Annotated in this window: 15 protein-coding genes; 4 read left to right on the top strand and 11 right to left on the bottom strand. The window is 61.7% G+C overall.

What is annotated here, in order from left to right:
• Positions 1 to 3 precede the first annotated feature (3 nt).
• The 3 genes from E1809_RS08925 to E1809_RS08915 are packed head-to-tail and all read left to right on the top strand — an operon-like array spanning position 4 to position 1,704.
• Positions 4 to 237: a hypothetical protein gene (locus tag E1809_RS08925; RefSeq protein ID WP_133203884.1), complete on the top strand. Its 234-nt coding sequence runs from the start codon at positions 4 to 6 to the stop codon at positions 235 to 237.
• The gene (locus tag E1809_RS08920) at positions 234 to 1,280 is read left to right on the top strand and encodes a GH25 family lysozyme (protein ID WP_133203883.1); all 1,047 of its coding nucleotides are present in this window, start codon (positions 234 to 236) and stop codon (positions 1,278 to 1,280) included. The genes E1809_RS08925 and E1809_RS08920 overlap by 4 nt, the downstream gene beginning before the upstream one ends.
• 10 nt (positions 1,281 to 1,290) lie before the next feature.
• Positions 1,291 to 1,704, top strand: coding sequence for a hypothetical protein (locus E1809_RS08915; RefSeq protein ID WP_205754144.1), 414 nt, complete (start codon positions 1,291 to 1,293; stop codon positions 1,702 to 1,704).
• 87 nt (positions 1,705 to 1,791) lie between these two features.
• Here the strand turns inward: E1809_RS08915 and E1809_RS08910 are convergent, their stop codons facing one another.
• The 3 genes from E1809_RS08910 to E1809_RS08900 all read right to left on the bottom strand — a co-directional run bounded on the left by E1809_RS08910 (position 1,792) and on the right by E1809_RS08900 (position 3,541).
• Positions 1,792 to 2,130, bottom strand: coding sequence for a hypothetical protein (locus tag E1809_RS08910; protein WP_133203882.1), 339 nt, complete (start codon positions 2,128 to 2,130; stop codon positions 1,792 to 1,794).
• A gap of 66 nt (positions 2,131 to 2,196) precedes the next feature.
• Positions 2,197 to 3,105, bottom strand: a complete 909-nt coding sequence (locus E1809_RS08905) for a recombinase family protein (RefSeq protein ID WP_268908672.1) — start codon at positions 3,103 to 3,105, stop codon at positions 2,197 to 2,199.
• Positions 3,106 to 3,214: 109 nt separating this feature from the next.
• On the bottom strand, positions 3,215 to 3,541 hold the full coding sequence (locus tag E1809_RS08900; protein WP_133203881.1) for a recombinase family protein: 327 nt from the start codon (positions 3,539 to 3,541) through the stop codon (positions 3,215 to 3,217).
• A 448-nt stretch (positions 3,542 to 3,989) separates the two neighbouring features.
• On the opposite strand from E1809_RS08900, the gene E1809_RS08895 reads away from it, so the two are divergent.
• Positions 3,990 to 8,798 (top strand): DEAD/DEAH box helicase, encoded by a 4,809-nt coding sequence (locus E1809_RS08895; protein WP_133203880.1) that lies wholly within the window; start codon positions 3,990 to 3,992, stop codon positions 8,796 to 8,798.
• A 359-nt stretch (positions 8,799 to 9,157) separates the two neighbouring features.
• Here the strand turns inward: E1809_RS08895 and E1809_RS08890 are convergent, their stop codons facing one another.
• From E1809_RS08890 to E1809_RS08855, 8 genes are all read right to left on the bottom strand, one after another.
• Entirely contained in the window at positions 9,158 to 9,712 is a 555-nt protein-coding gene (locus tag E1809_RS08890; protein ID WP_133203879.1) for an RES family NAD+ phosphorylase, read from the bottom strand.
• Positions 9,712 to 10,248 carry a hypothetical protein gene (locus tag E1809_RS08885; RefSeq protein ID WP_133203878.1) on the bottom strand — a complete coding sequence of 179 codons (537 nt, stop codon included), beginning with the start codon at positions 10,246 to 10,248 and terminating at the stop codon, positions 9,712 to 9,714. Before E1809_RS08885 ends, E1809_RS08890 begins: the two co-directional genes overlap by 1 nt.
• Before the next feature lie 244 nt (positions 10,249 to 10,492).
• Positions 10,493 to 10,879, bottom strand: a complete 387-nt coding sequence (locus tag E1809_RS08880) for a recombinase family protein (RefSeq protein WP_133203877.1) — start codon at positions 10,877 to 10,879, stop codon at positions 10,493 to 10,495.
• A 239-nt stretch (positions 10,880 to 11,118) separates the two neighbouring features.
• The gene (locus E1809_RS08875; protein WP_133204039.1) at positions 11,119 to 11,727 is read right to left on the bottom strand and encodes a MarC family protein; all 609 of its coding nucleotides are present in this window, start codon (positions 11,725 to 11,727) and stop codon (positions 11,119 to 11,121) included.
• Positions 11,728 to 11,907: 180 nt separating this feature from the next.
• On the bottom strand, positions 11,908 to 12,171 hold the full coding sequence (locus tag E1809_RS08870; protein ID WP_133203876.1) for a hypothetical protein: 264 nt from the start codon (positions 12,169 to 12,171) through the stop codon (positions 11,908 to 11,910).
• Positions 12,172 to 12,176: 5 nt separating this feature from the next.
• Positions 12,177 to 13,079 carry a pyridoxal 5'-phosphate synthase lyase subunit PdxS gene (gene pdxS, locus E1809_RS08865; protein WP_133203875.1) on the bottom strand — a complete coding sequence of 301 codons (903 nt, stop codon included), beginning with the start codon at positions 13,077 to 13,079 and terminating at the stop codon, positions 12,177 to 12,179.
• A gap of 25 nt (positions 13,080 to 13,104) precedes the next feature.
• The gene (locus E1809_RS08860) at positions 13,105 to 13,857 is read right to left on the bottom strand and encodes a methylenetetrahydrofolate reductase (protein WP_133203874.1); all 753 of its coding nucleotides are present in this window, start codon (positions 13,855 to 13,857) and stop codon (positions 13,105 to 13,107) included.
• On the bottom strand, positions 13,838 to 14,569 hold a 732-nt coding region (locus tag E1809_RS08855; RefSeq protein WP_133203873.1), incomplete at its 5' end, for a lipoyl synthase. The genes E1809_RS08860 and E1809_RS08855, both read right to left, overlap by 20 nt.

Below are 14,569 nucleotides of genomic sequence, written 5' to 3'. Positions count from 1 at the left end.
GCCATGAGGCTCATCCGTGCTCTTTTCCGCACCCCGATAGGCGCGGTCAACGTCGCTTCCGGGGTTGTCACGATCCTGGGCGTCGTCGGGATCCTGTCCTCCCCTATCGCCGCGGCTTTGCAGGGCGTCCTGTCCGTCGCGCTGGGGCTTGCCGTTGCTGTTGGGAGCACTGCAGCCCATCGGGCCATCGAGAAGCGCGCCATCGCGCGCGCACTGGCCGAGAGAGGAAAGCCATGACCCTGTTTGGAATCGACGTCTCGTCCGCGCAGCACGGCATCGATACGGGCGCCGTGCCGTCCGACATTGTGATGATAAAGCTGACCGGCGGGACTGGGTACGTGAACCCTGACTTCGACGCGGAACTCGCGAAAGCGAAGGCCGACAACAAGGGTGTGCTCGCGTATCACTTCTACCACGAGGAATACCTCGAGGGGACGCCCGATCAGGAGGCTCAGTTCTTCCTATCCCACGTGATGCCGTACCTTGACGGGACCGTTGGTGTCGCACTCGACTACGAGCCAACACCAACGGGCAGGTTCAACGCCTTGGACCCGGCCCAGTCCAAGGCGTGGTGCGACATCGTGCACGCCCAGTCCGGCGTGGTCCCGTGGGGTTATGGCCCGGTGTCCACCATCGGCGCCGGGCTGCGCTCGGTGTCCGACGCCGGATATCCGATCTGGGCGGCCGCGTACACGCTCGGCTACCAGCCCATCTACGGTTACACCCCCCCGGTCGGCCCGCTCGGGGTGCCAGCCGGGATGAACGTGAAGATGTGGCAGTTCACCTCCAGCGGCCACCTGCCCAACTGGCCGAACGAACTGGACCTGAACATCTTCTACGGCACCCGCGCCGAATTCGACGCCCTGTGCGCCGTGGGCGGCGCCATCAACCCGCAAGGGTACAAACCAACACCACCATCGGAGGATGACGGCATGTCCCAAGCAGAAGTACTGGAAATCCAAGGTTTCATCGACACGCTCCAGACGGAACTTCAAAAGTCCGTGGGGGAGGTGACCCAGCAGCTTATTCAGGACCAGATCCGGGACCTGACCGCACACGTGGACGCATCCATCCAAGCGGCCCTGTTCGCGTCGGAGAAGTTTGACCAGAAGGCAGGCCAGGACGAAGGCGCGGTCATCATCAACGAAGTCCGGGCCAACGCCAACATGCTGGTCGCCATCGCCGCCAAGAACGCCCCGGCCGTCGCGGCGGCCATCCCAGCGGATATCGCCCAAGCCGTGGCTGACGAGCTCGCCAAACGACTGACCGAAACAAAGTAAGGAAACCCTAATGATCCAGTTCCATGTCCCGCTTTACTTGGTGCTGTCCGTTGTCGGCGGCACAGTGTTCCCGGTCCTTGTCGGGCTGGTAACCTCCAAGGTCACCGATTCCAAGCTGCAGGCCGTGTACCTCGCTGCGCTGTCCGTGCTGGCCCCGCTGGTCGGGTCCGTTGCTGACGCTCTTCAGAACCACACGGCCTTTGATCTGGGCACTGCTCTACTGACGGCCATTGCGACCTTCGTTACCGGTGTGGCGTTGCACTTCGGGCTGTGGAAGCCCACCGGAGTGGCCGACAAGGCGCAGTCCGTATTCGCGTCTGATACCCGCCCCGGCGGCCTGCTGGGCAACACCAAAGATGCACCTGTCGTACCGACGCCCGTTCCTGCCCCTGCTCCCGCGCCGGTAACTCCGCCGGCCGCCTAGGTATAAGAAATTCCTTATACCCCGGTATAGGTTGTTATAAGTGCCCCCGCCCTTCACCGGGCGGGGGCGCTACAGCTATTTAACGGCTCAGGCGACGGCTTGTGCGCAGCGGCGGCTGATGTCCGCGAACAGTTGCGCTGAGATCTCCGAAGCGCGGCCCGTCCCGGAGGCCAACGAGAGCGCCCCGCCGTTCACCAGCCCAGCGGTCAGCACAATGCGCGCCCCGCCCGGATCTTCCGTCACCTGACCCTGGCAATGGAAAGGAACCCGGTAGAAGGACTTGGTCCGGAAAACGACCGTCTTCGCGAACTCGTCAACGACTACCTTTCTGTACTTCCCCCCATGGGCGGCGTCCCGGAACGCGTCGAAAAGCACGCCCGCCGGCACCGGGTAAACGCGCTCGAATCTTTGCTGCTGACCTGCCACTTTCTGTCTCCCCAACTTCAGTGTGGATGCTGTCACAGAATGATGACACCTCGGCATGGGCCTCGGCTATACCGCATAGGTTTTCCAGTCGATACGGACGCGGGACTTATCGAACACCCGCGGCGCGGCCTTCCGAACCGGGTCAATGTGGATAACCATCCGGTCTTCAATGACCATGCGGCGCTTCTCAACGCTCGCTTGATTCCACCACTGCGGGATTTCATCGGGCGCAACCCCAGCCAGAATGCCAGCACCGCGGGCGTGGGACATTTGCGACTCGATCTTTTCCAACTCGGCAAAGATGCTCGATTCGATCTTGGCCAGTGCTGCAGGGCTTGGGCTGCCCGTCTTGGCAGCTTCTTCGTAATAGCCGTCAAGACGTTCCCGCAGCGTCACAGCCTGCTGCTGCAGCTCGGTCATCCGTTCCAGCTCGTCACGCTCAGCTGGAGCGCCAAACAGCGCCAGGGAGCCCGGCTGCTGGAGGTATGAAACCACGACGTCAGATATGAACTCCTCCAACGGCGCAGCCGTCTGGAAGGCATGGCCGCCGCCTTTCGTCGGGCACTTGTAATAGTTCCTGTTCGTCGCGCTGGCACTCTGACTGCGGGATGAAATCTTCATCCGAGCTTCGCACTGTCCGCAAAGAATCAGGCCGGCAAGCATGTGCTTAATTCGTGCGTCGAACTGGGTTCTGCGGGACGGGTCCTTGACTATACGTGCCGCGGTTCGCCATTCGTTCTCCGAAACAATAGGCGGAAATTCTGACTTTCCTGTTTCTTTGCCTTTATGCATTGCAATTCCGGCATTTGTCGAACGCATAACCATATTTCTGACTGCTGTTGATGTCCAATGACCCCCGCGGCTGGTTGCTACCCCCCGCCCGTTTAGGTCATTCACAATCGAACCGATAGAACCACCGTTGATAATGGTCCGCACAGCCTTTAGGACCTCGACGGCTTGCTCTTTATTGGGAATGATCCGACCAGCCTCGTCACGGCTGTATCCGAACGGTATCGGGCCGCCGCTGAACTTGCCGTCTACGGCCAGTTCAAGCTTCTTGCGCTTGATGCGCTCGGACTTGTGATCAGATTCGTACTTGGCCCAAGCGCCGAGCGTACGGGCGATGGCTTGACCGGAGGGTGTAGCGAGATCGATTGTTAAGCCGGTCAGTGTGCCAGGCGAGGATCCTAACTATCCGCCCTTCGCGCATGGCGGCGAGCATCTCTAGATACTCCGGGCGCGCCTTCCCTGAGTAGGCGCTGATGTCGTTATCGACGTAGACGCGAGCAACGTCCCATCCGTTTGTTTCGGCCAGCCGCCGGCAGTCCTCCTCTTGCCGTTTCACGCCGAGGCCGCCGCCTTCTTTCTTGTCCTTGGAGATGCGGCAGTAGATGACCGTCGAGTTTCCCATGGCATGATGGTACCCGAAAACCGTAGTGGCTTGAAATAGAGCGCACTTGAGATATTGCCACCTGCGAGGAGCGGCAAGGTGCAGATCTTCGTTACGGCGTCAGTGGTGGTGCAACTATGACGTGTACCTTCTCGTCGACGTCAAACACTCAACGGCATGTAGGTGAACCCGGACAAGCTTGAGGAACCCTCATATATTGCAACGCTTTAGGGGGTGCCGTTGCGGAGAGGCGCCTTGCCGTGTCGTGCCGCTATCGATCGGAAAGTGAGTGAGGCCGGCAACTACTACACCGGTCGCCGGCCTCTGAACCGCCCCACAATCTGAATATGGCAGAGGAACGCATGGAGTCTACCCCGCAGCACGGCACGACCGAAATGGGCAGGCGCCCCGGCTCTCGGTATGGAGTTTGGTACTCCTGCAGCGTGCGACATAAGGCAAGATACTTTCCATGGGTTCAGCAAGTTTCGAAGACGTCCTCGATCGCCTCTACTTCTCAGCGAGTGATCAGCACGACAAGGGCACCAAATTCGAACACCTCATGAAACGCTACCTGGAACTTGAACCCAAGTACGCCGACCAGTTCTCCGAGGTCTGGCTATGGAGCGAATGGCCCGGCCGGAACGGGCACGTCGACACCGGCATCGACCTGGTCGCCAAGGACCGGTATTCAGGTGAGCTGACCGGAATCCAGTGCAAGTTCTACGATCCGGCCCGGACCCTGGATAAGAAGCAGATCGACTCGTTCTTCACCGCCGTCGGCAAGGCCGACTTCTCGTACGGCATGGTGGTTTCCACGACCGACAAGTGGTCCAAGCACGCCGAGGACGCCCTGGAAGGCCAGTCCAAGCCGATGACCCGGCTCCGGTTCGCGGACCTGGCAGATTCGACTATCGACTGGTCCGAATTCAACGTCGATGCCCCGCAGGAAATGCGCCAGCTCGGCGGCAAGGAACCCCGCAAATACCAGCGGGAAGCCATCGACGATGTCAAGCGCGGCTTCCAGATCAGCGACCGGGGCCGGCTCATCATGGCCTGCGGCACCGGCAAGACCTACACGTCCCTGAAGATGGTCGAGGAGATCGTCCCCATCGGCGGCTCCGTGCTGTTCCTGGTCCCGTCCATCGCCCTGCTGCAGCAGACGCTGAACGAATGGACCGCCCAGGCCTCCGTTCCGCTGCGTCCCCTGGCCGTCTGCTCCGACACCAAGGTCGGCCGCAAAGAGCACGAGGATGTCAGCGTCCATGACCTGGCGTTCCCGGCCACCACCGACCCGGCAAAGCTCCTGAACCGGGCCCGGATCAGCACCGGGCAGGAAGCCATCACGGTGGTCTTCTCGACCTACCAGTCCATCGACGTCATCCACCAAGCCCAGAAGGAGGGTCTGCAGGAGTTCGACCTCATCGTCTGCGACGAGGCCCACCGCACCACCGGCATCACCGAGGCCAGCCACGACGACTCGGCGTTCGTGCGGGTTCACGACAACACGTACATCGAGTCCGGCAAGCGGCTGTACATGACGGCCACGCCGAGGATCTATGTCCAGGAGTCCAAGGCCAAGGCCGCGCAGGACGACGTCACCGTCTACTCGATGGACGACGAGGCTGTCTACGGCCCCGAGTTCCACCACCTGGGCTTCGGCAAAGCCGTGGAGATGGGGCACCTCGCCGACTACAAGGTCCTGGTGCTCGCCGTGGACGAAGAAGCGGTCAGCAAGTCGTTCCAGGGCCTGTTCGAGGAAAACGGCGACCTGAACTTGGATGATGCAGCCCGCATCGTCGGCTGCTGGAACGGGCTGTCCAAGCGTGGCGTCAATGGCCAACGGCTGGACATCACTGACGCCTCCCCCATGCGCCGCGCCGTCGCGTTCGCCCGCAACATCAAGGAGTCCAAAAAACTGGCAGCCGACTTCGAACTCGTAGGCCGGCAGCTGCTCGTCAACCAGGGCGACACTGACGCTCCGGCACTGAAGCTGGAAGCCGATCACGTGGACGGTACCTTCAACGTCCTGGAACGCTCGGCCAAACTTGACTGGCTCAAGGCAGAGGATGCCGGCGACGAGACCTGCCGCATCCTCTCCAACGCCCGCTGCCTGTCCGAGGGCGTGGACGTCCCCACTCTTGACGCTGTGCTGTTCCTGAACCCGCGCAACTCCCAGGTCGACGTCGTCCAGTCCGTCGGCCGCGTCATGCGAACCTCGACGGAGACCAACAAGGAGTACGGGTACATCATCCTGCCGATCGCCGTCCCGGCCAGCCAGGACCCCGAAACGGCCCTGAACGACAACAAGAAGTACAAGGTCGTCTGGGACGTCCTGCAGGCGCTGCGCGCCCACGATGACCGGTTCGAGGCGATGATCAACAAGCTCGAACTGAACCGGAACGCCAACAACAAGATCGACGTCATCACGGTCGCGGACCCGTTCGGGGAAGGACAAGGCGGAACCGGCGGCGGGGACACTGAAAGCGGTGGTACCGGCACCGAGGCCCTGTTCCACATGGCCGCCGGCGCAGACCAGTGGCGCAACGCGATTTTCGCCCGCATGGTCCGCAAAGTCGGCGACCGCCGCTATTGGGAATCCTGGGCCAAAGACGTCAAAGAAATCGCGGACCGCCATGTGCTCAGGATCCGCACCATTCTGGACGGCGAAGACCAGCGGCCGCGGGAAGAATTCAGCGTCTTCCTGCAAGGCCTGCGCGGGAACCTGAACGACTCCATCACCGAGTCGGACGCCATCGATATGCTCTCGCAGCATCTGATCACCAAGCCGGTGTTTGAGGCCCTGTTCGAGGGCTACTCGTTCGCGGCCCACAACCCGGTCTCCCAAGTCATGGACTCCATGGTCGACATCCTGGAGAAGTACAACCTGGACTCCGAGGTCGCCAACCTCGAATCCTTCTACCGTTCCGTGAGGATCCGCGCCGAAGGCATCACCAATGCCGAGGGCAAGCAGAAGATCGTCACCGAGCTGTACGAGAAGTTCTTCAAACTGGCCTTCCCCCGCACCGCCGAATCCCTGGGTATCGTCTACACCCCGGTGGAGGTCGTCGATTTCATCATCCGCGCCGTCGACGACGTCCTGAAGAAAGACTTCAACGCCTCCATCAGCGACGAAGGCGTCCACGTCCTGGACCCCTTCACAGGCACCGGGACGTTCATCGTGCGGCTGCTCCAATCCGGCCGGATCAAACCCGAAGACCTGCTCCGTAAGTACACCCAGGAGCTGCACGCCAACGAACTGCTCCTCATGGCCTACTACATCGCCGCAATAAACATCGAAGCCACCGTGCACGGGCTCTTGGAGGAACAGGCGGCAGCCGAGGGCAAGGATGCCGGCGAGGTGCCTTACCTTCCCTTCGACGGCATCGTCCTGACCGACACCTTCCAGATGACGGAAGACGGCGACACCCTCGACGAGCATGTCTTCACCTCGAACAACGACCGCGTGAAAGCCCAGAACGCCCTCGACATCCGGGTCATCGTCGGCAACCCGCCCTACTCCGCCGGGCAAGGCAGCCAGAACGACGACAACGCAAACTTGAAGTACCCGACTCTGGACGAATCGATCCGCTCCACCTATGCGGAACTGTCAACGGCAACGCTCAAAAACTCGTTGTACGACTCCTACATCCGTGCCATCCGCTGGGGCTCCAACCGGATCCTCAATTCTCCCCATGGCGGGGTCCTCTGTTACGTCTCCAATGGCGGCTACATCGACGGCAACACGGCCGACGGGCTGCGGAAGACTCTCGCATCCGAGTTCCACGACATCTACGTCTACAACCTCCGCGGCAACCAGCGCACAGCAGGCGAACAAAGCCGGCGCGAGGGCGGCAAAATCTTCGACTCCGGCAGCCGCAACACCGTGGCCATCCTCCTGCTCGTTAAGCGACCCGGCACGGTAGAGAGCTGTTCCCTTAACTACAGGGACATCGGCGACTACCTGGATCGGAAAGAGAAACTTGCGATCGTCAACGAAGCAACTCTCGCAACAATCGACTGGACGCAGCTCACGCCAAACAGCGACGGCGACTGGATCAACCAGCGCAACGCCCTCTTCGAGGGCTTCACTCCGATTGGCGAGAAGGACGGGAAGGCCGGAATCTTCACAACCTTCTCAGGCGGCCTGAAGACCAACCGGGATGCTTGGGTCTACAACTTCTCCAGCAGCAAACTGCAGGACAACGTAGAGCAGATGATCGCCAACTACAACGGCCAGCTCGGAACCCCCATCTCCGACCGTGACCCGGCGCGCATCAGCTGGTCAAGCGGGTTGGAAGCACAGCACCAGCGCGGAAAGGCACTGAAGCTAGAAGAAAACTGCGTCCAGACATCCATCTACCGCCCCTTCACCCGGATGTCCGTCTACTTCGATGACAGCCTCAACGACCGGCGGGGTCGGCTTCCGCGCTTTTTCCCGGCAGCAGATGCGGAAAACCACGGATACTTCTTCCCCGCACCGGGGAATTCCGCTCCCGACTTTCTCTGCCTTGCCACAAACGCCTTTCCGGACCTGGGAGGTGCTGGTATCAGCGGAGTCCAGTTCTTCCCGCGCTACTCCTACTCGGCACCAGCGGCCGGCGGCTTGTTCGACGAACTCAGCACCCAAAACCAGAGCCTGCAGCTAGTCGACAATATCACCGACTCCGCCTTGGCGGACTACCGCGCTGCTTACGGCCCGGACGTAACCAAGGATGACATCTTCTACTACGTCTACGGGCTTCTCCACTCTCCCGAATACCGGACCAGGTTCGCCGCGGACCTGAAGAAGATGCTTCCCCGCATCCCGCAGGTTCCCGGCACAGAGCGTTTCCAGGCCTTCGTCAACGCCGGCAAGGCGCTCTCCGATCTCCACATCGGCTACGAGTCGCTGGAGCCGTACGCCCTCACCGAGGTGACCACCGGTCTGGCCATCGAGCAGGACGAGTATGCCCGGTATGCCGTGACCAAGATGAAGTACGCCGGAAAGGCCGGCGCCTGGGACAAGACCCGTGTCATCTACAACTCCCACATCACCTTGGAGGGTATCCCGGAGGACGCTCACCGTTACATGCTGGGCTCCCGCTCGGCCCTGGACTGGATCCTTGAGCGGTACCAGGTCAAGACGGACAAGGCGTCGGGCATCATCAACGACCCAAATGACTGGTCCCGCGAGCATGAGCAGCCCCGCTACATCATCGACCTGATCGGCCGCATCGTGGCGCTCAGCCTGGAGACTAACAGGATGGTGGACGCTTTACCGGAGCTGGGACTTGGCTAGAGGTTTACCGGAACGCCTTGTGCAGCTTCGAAAACGAGTCGATGGTCGCATGCCGCGGCTCCTGCGTATGCCCCCCGGCACAAGCCTCCGGCCCATGCGTCACGGGAAACTGAACTTTGTCTGCCGGTAGTCGTGCCGACTTGCTGTCGGTAGCGAAACGCGTTGAGTTTTCTTGGGTCGGACGGTCACAACTGCTTCAGTAGAACTAGCAAGCTTCCTGTTCAGGAGGTGTTTTCAGCGGGGAGCCAGGGAAAGTGTTGATCGTTGCCATGTTGTTCTCCTGAGAGGTAAGGGGGCGGTTGCCCGTTTGCTTACCTCTCATGTGTGCGGAGCCAGGAAAGCCTCTCACCGTTGAGGGACTAGCTAATGACCCGCCTGATCAGCGCAGCGGCGTCCTGTACCGCCGGGTGGCTAAGGGTGAGCACCTCGGGCCGGCCCATCACACTGAGGCTCGATACGTCCCACAGTCCGTAACTGGCCCAGCGCGGCTCATAGACGGACCACCAGGACAAGCCCGCGTAGTCCCCTGTGTCGTACATGGAACGCGCCCACTGCTGGGTCGACTGCCGGTCCCTGGAGACAACACTGCTGGGCCGCAGCGACCAGTCCTGCAGGACCCCCGGGTCATCCAGGTCCAGAATGGCCGGATCGCCCTCGTACTTCACCAACGCCTTGACCGTCCCGGCCGGCGTTCCCGGCGGAGGGTCCAGGACTTCCGGCCTCCAGGTCGAGTAGCTGCCGAAGGCCTCGGCGATTGCTCCCTCCGGTGAATCGCCGACGTAGAGGACCAGGTAATCCCGGTCCGGGTCATCGATCCGTCCCGGTCCCTGCCTGGGCCTGATGTAGAGAGGGTGCCCGTTTGCGGACGGGTCAGCTGCCGCCGAGTGATAGTTCAGGACGCGCCAGAACTCCACTAGGCGAATGCTCCTTGCTCGTGGGCGCGGATCGCTTCGATCACCGGCGCTGCACCCTCGAGCCGGTAGACGTCGATGGGCCGGGCGTTGAGGTAGGCGTTCTGTCCCTCCAACCAAAGGATGGCCTGGGCAGGTGTGAACGCGCTGTGGAGATGGCCGACCAACGCGTCCAGGTCGGCGAGTTGGATCCGGTTCTCGTCATTCGGCACGTCTTTGCCGGAGGCCCAGCGGCTCGGACGATCCTTATTGACACCCAATAGCGCGGCCACGGTGTTGTTCCCGAGTGCGTTGACGAGCCGTTGTGTCGTGGCGACAGGCCCGTAGTCAGGGGCGTCCTTTCTCAGGCCGCCCAGATTGATTGAGCCCGTCCGTTCGGGCGCCCTCCCACGCGTCGTGGAACGGGCAGGCCGGCGCGTCTGTACCCGGGTCAGGCCTTTGGGCATCATCGCGACACCGTCCCGGACTTTCACCGTGAACTCTTGGCCACCGATTTTGAGGATGACCGTCTGTTCAGAGGCAGCCTTCTCTGTCTGCATGAACCAACACTATCTGTTGGGCACGGTGAGTGGAAGGTGTCAGGCCTGGCGATGCGCCGTCCACGTGTCGGAGCGGGGGGCCACGTTGTAGACGTCGTTATCCATCCGGTGGGGAACCGCCCGTGCGACGGCCACCGCAGCGGCGCACCCTGATCAGCATCCTCCGGTCGCGGCCTCATCCACGCGACCTCCACCACAGCGCATCCCTCCTCGTTTGGCTTCTACAAGGGAACATGCGCAGATGTCAGTCCCGCGGCGGGAGCGGCTTGCTGTCGGCGTACTGGGACCGGCCGCGGCCGAGCACCACGTGCCTGTCATCGAGCTCTGGGACCTCGGCACCGTACTTCTTCAGGTAGCGGTACAGGGTGGCCCGTGACCAGCCGACCGTCTCGGCCGCGCGCTCCGCAGTCTTACCCTTGGACAGGAGCTGGCGGGCCACTTCGAGCTTCGCTTCAACAGTGTCCTGGTTGACCGGCTTCTGACCGAACCGGACACCGCACGCCCTGGCGGCCATGATCCCTGCCCGGACCCGTTCGTTGATGAGCTCGCGCTCATACTCCGCCAGGGTCGCGAACAGGCCCAGCTGGAGCCGGCCGGAGGTTCTGTAGAGTTCGCATGTCTCATGAGACATCGGTGGGCTAGGGGTTACCTACTGTGGTGCGCTCTCGAGGAGGCGTCCAAAACTAGGGCAGACCTGATAAGAGAGAGAAACCTGCCGGTGCGCTCACGGAACTGTTGCGTCAGCGTCCGCACCGGATATGAATACGGCGGTCCTACTCAAGAGAGCGTGTGGGCGGCGCCGATGGCGAAGTAGGCCTTTCGACAAACCGCAAAATCCCGCGGCTGGGCCCGCCGCGCATCTCGGTTGGGTCAGGCCCAGGATTTTACGAACTCCTGCGCCGAATCGGCAATCATTTGAACAGCGATTGCCGACAGCAACAGACCCGCTATGCGGGTAACAAGCTCCACGCCGTCCTCACGCAAGATCCTTTGGACAAGCGATGCGAACCGCATCGCCAAGTACAGCGCCAAAAAGGTTAGGAGCAGTCCTGCAACGACCGCGCTGATACGGGCAGGGCTGTTGGCCTGCTGGGCGAAAACAATGACTGCAACTATGGCTCCCGGACCGGCCATCAGCGGGGTTCCAAGAGGAACAAACGCGATGTTTTTATAGCGGTTGGCATTGTTCGCCGCGTCGGTTTCCCCTGTCAGCAGCTGAAGGGCTATGAGGATGAGAAGGAGGCCGCCAGCCCCCTGCAACGCCGCAAGGCTGATGTGCATGTAACTGAGAATGTTCTGGCCAAAGATGGCAAAGGCTGTAATGACGCCCACAGCGACGGCAATGGCCTGCAGCGCAGAACGGTTGCGGGCCTTCGGTGTCATGTCAGCCGTCAGGGATATAAACAACGGAACAGTTCCCGGAGGGTCCATAATAACGAAAAGGGTGACCAGAACAGAGATAAACAGCTGGCCATCAATCCATGCCATCGCGTTTATCCTTTGTTTCAGTGCGGCTCTCATTGCAGGTCACCGTCGTTTGGTGCCAGGCCTGTTCCAGACGGCTACGCCTGTGGCTTTCCTTTGCGTAGCCAGCTTCCACTTGCCGGTTCCATCGGGATCTTGAGCTTGCGTGGAAACTCCGCCCGAGTGCGCAACCATTCACAGTCGGCAGCCTTTGGGCAACCAGACGCGGGTGCCGTCGTCCTCGTAAACCGCAACGCGGCCCCCTCCGTCAATCTGTACCCAGAAGATCGTGGCGTGATAGTTCAGTATGTCGATTTCCCCGGCACGTACAGGCTCGCCCAGGCGCTGAATAATGACATATTGTCCCTCTTCCAGTTTCTTCCACTGACCGTGTGAAAGCTCGGCGCCGGGCTCGTACGGAGCAAATCCAAGGGTCCGCTGTGTCTCAACGATTGTCATGTCGGTCACCAGCCGCGTTCGGCGAGGCGGTGCGGCTGCGGGATTTCGTCGACGTTGATGCCGACCATGGCTTCGCCCAGGCCGCGGGAGACCTTGGCGATGACGTCGGGGTCGTCGTAGAAGGTGGTGGCCTTCACGACGGCGGCGGCACGCTGGGCCGGGTTGCCGGACTTGAAGATGCCCGAGCCGACGAAGACACCGTCGGCGCCGAGCTGCATCATCATGGCAGCGTCGGCCGGGGTGGCGATGCCGCCGGCGGTGAACAGCACGACCGGGAGCTTGCCGGTGGCGGCAACTTCCTTGACCAGTTCGTACGGGGCCTGCAGTTCCTTTGCCGCGACGTAGAGCTCGTCCTCGGGCAGGGAGGAAAGGTTCTTGATCTGCGCACGGATCTGGCGCATGTGCGTGGTGGCGTTGGACACATCACCGGTGCCGGCCTCGCCCTTGGAACGGATCATGGCCGCGCCCTCGTTGATGCGGCGCAGCGCCTCACCCAGGTTGGTGGCACCGCAGACGAAGGGAACGGTGAAGTTCCACTTGTCGATGTGGTTCGTGTAGTCGGCCGGGGTCAGGACCTCGGACTCGTCGATATAGTCCACGCTCAAAGACTGCAGGACCTGCGCCTCGACGAAGTGGCCGATGCGGGCCTTGGCCATGACCGGGATGGACACGGCACCAATGATCTGATCGATCATGTCCGGATCGGACATCCGGGACACGCCGCCCTGGGCGCGGATGTCCGCCGGAACACGCTCGAGCGCCATGACCGCCACGGCACCGGCGTCTTCGGCGATGCGGGCCTGCTCGACGTTGACGACGTCCATGATGACGCCGCCCTTGAGCATCTCCGCCATACCGCGCTTCACACGGCTACTGCCCGTGGTCTGAAGATCTGGGGTTTGAATCATTGTTGGTCCTCTCAGTGAGAAGCTGTCAGAGACAGCGGGATATTGAGCCTGTTGAAAGTATTGATGTGCAGGCCGGCGAATTCCGTTCCGAGTGCAACCTTGAATTGCTCGAGGTCGAATGCGCCGTCTTTGAATGGCCGCCTGCCAAGGGGCCCATGCGACTGATTTTTCGGAAGGACGCACCCACTCCTGTCCGTGATACAGCACCGATGAGTTCGTCGCGTTTGAGCGGGCATGGTGCGCTTGCCCATACGGGAAGGACGATTCCATCCTTCCTTAGCCGCTCCAGGTAGCGGCGAAGGATTCCTGCATCAAAGCAGACCTGTGTTGTTAGGTCTGCCGCCAAGTGCTGTTTGGCGAGTAAGGCGTCAAGAAGTATCGAGTCCGGCAGGTGCGGGTGCGGCTCTGGGTGACCGACAATGCCGAGCTTGAAGGTTCCCCCACCGAACTCCGTCAGGTCCTCCATTAAGTGGAGGCTGTCGATGTATGGCCCTTCCGGTGCCCCGTCTCCTGCCATGACTAGGATTCGATCAATGTCGGAGCGGGTGAGGCTGCCCAGCACGTTACGGAGGAAGCTTATGCTCGGGATCATCCGGGCCGGCAGGTGCGGGACCACCCGATAGCCTTCCCCCGCTAACCTCGCGGCCGAATCCAGAGTGGCGCTGATTCCGTGCACCGGGAGAGAGGAAATGGTGATTTCCGCACCGGAAGGCAGGAAGTTTTTCACCATGTTCTCGATACCCGGTGAGGGCGCGATCTTAAAACGAAGATGCTCCACGGAAGGATCCTTTCCTGCGCTCTTTCTGGACGATCGTGCGGGCTTCCTGGCGGGTGGTGCCGGAGTCCTGGATGCCTTCGGCGATGTGGGCAATGTGCTTCAAGTGCGTGGGGATGTCGCGGCCTTTTTTGCGCATGGCGGTGGCCCAGAGGCGTCCGGCGCGGTAGGAGGAGCGCACGAGGGGTCCGGACATGACGCCGAGGAAGCCCAGTTCTTCGGCTTCGGTGGCGAGCTCGACGAATTCCTGGGGTTTGACCCAGCGGTCCACGGGCAGGTGCCGTTCGGAGGGGCGCAGGTACTGGGTGATGGTGATCAGGTCGCAGCCGGCAGCGTGCAGGTCGGCCAGGGCTTCGGAGATCTCTTCCCGGGTTTCGCCCATCCCCAGGATGAGGTTGGACTTGGTGACCATCCCATGGTTGCGGCCCTGGGTGATGACGTCCAGGGAACGCTCGTACCGGAACGCGGGGCGGATGCGTTTGAAGATGCGCGGCACGGTTTCGACGTTGTGGGCGAACACTTCCGGGGCCGAGTCGCAGATCGCCTTGATGTGCTCGGGGTTGCCGGAGAAGTCGGGGATGAGCAGTTCCACGCCGGTGCCGGGGTTCAGTTCGTGGATCTTGCGCACAGTTTCGGCGTAGAGCCAGACGCCTTCGTCGTCGAGGTCGTCGCGGGCGACGCCGGTGACGGTGGCGTAGCGCAGGTTCATGGATTG

The sequence above is a fragment of the Arthrobacter terricola genome (assembly GCF_004354015.1).
Classification (GTDB): domain Bacteria; phylum Actinomycetota; class Actinomycetes; order Actinomycetales; family Micrococcaceae; genus Arthrobacter; species Arthrobacter terricola.
Note: the sequence above shows the minus strand (reverse complement) of the source record. Positions and strands in the feature narration are given on the sequence as shown.

Coding starts and splice junctions, on each gene's coding strand:
- E1809_RS08870 (WP_133203876.1), bottom strand. CDS start 12,171: ATGACAATCGTTGAGACACAGCGGACCCTTGGATTTGCTCCGTACGAG.
- E1809_RS08895 (WP_133203880.1), top strand. CDS start 3,990: ATGGGTTCAGCAAGTTTCGAAGACGTCCTCGATCGCCTCTACTTCTCA.
- E1809_RS08880 (WP_133203877.1), bottom strand. CDS start 10,879: ATGTCTCATGAGACATGCGAACTCTACAGAACCTCCGGCCGGCTCCAG.
- E1809_RS08920 (WP_133203883.1), top strand. CDS start 234: ATGACCCTGTTTGGAATCGACGTCTCGTCCGCGCAGCACGGCATCGAT.
- E1809_RS08915 (WP_205754144.1), top strand. CDS start 1,291: ATGATCCAGTTCCATGTCCCGCTTTACTTGGTGCTGTCCGTTGTCGGC.
- E1809_RS08900 (WP_133203881.1), bottom strand. CDS start 3,541: ATGGGAAACTCGACGGTCATCTACTGCCGCATCTCCAAGGACAAGAAA.
- pdxS (WP_133203875.1), bottom strand. CDS start 13,079: ATGATTCAAACCCCAGATCTTCAGACCACGGGCAGTAGCCGTGTGAAG.
- E1809_RS08925 (WP_133203884.1), top strand. CDS start 4: ATGAGGCTCATCCGTGCTCTTTTCCGCACCCCGATAGGCGCGGTCAAC.
- E1809_RS08885 (WP_133203878.1), bottom strand. CDS start 10,248: ATGCAGACAGAGAAGGCTGCCTCTGAACAGACGGTCATCCTCAAAATC.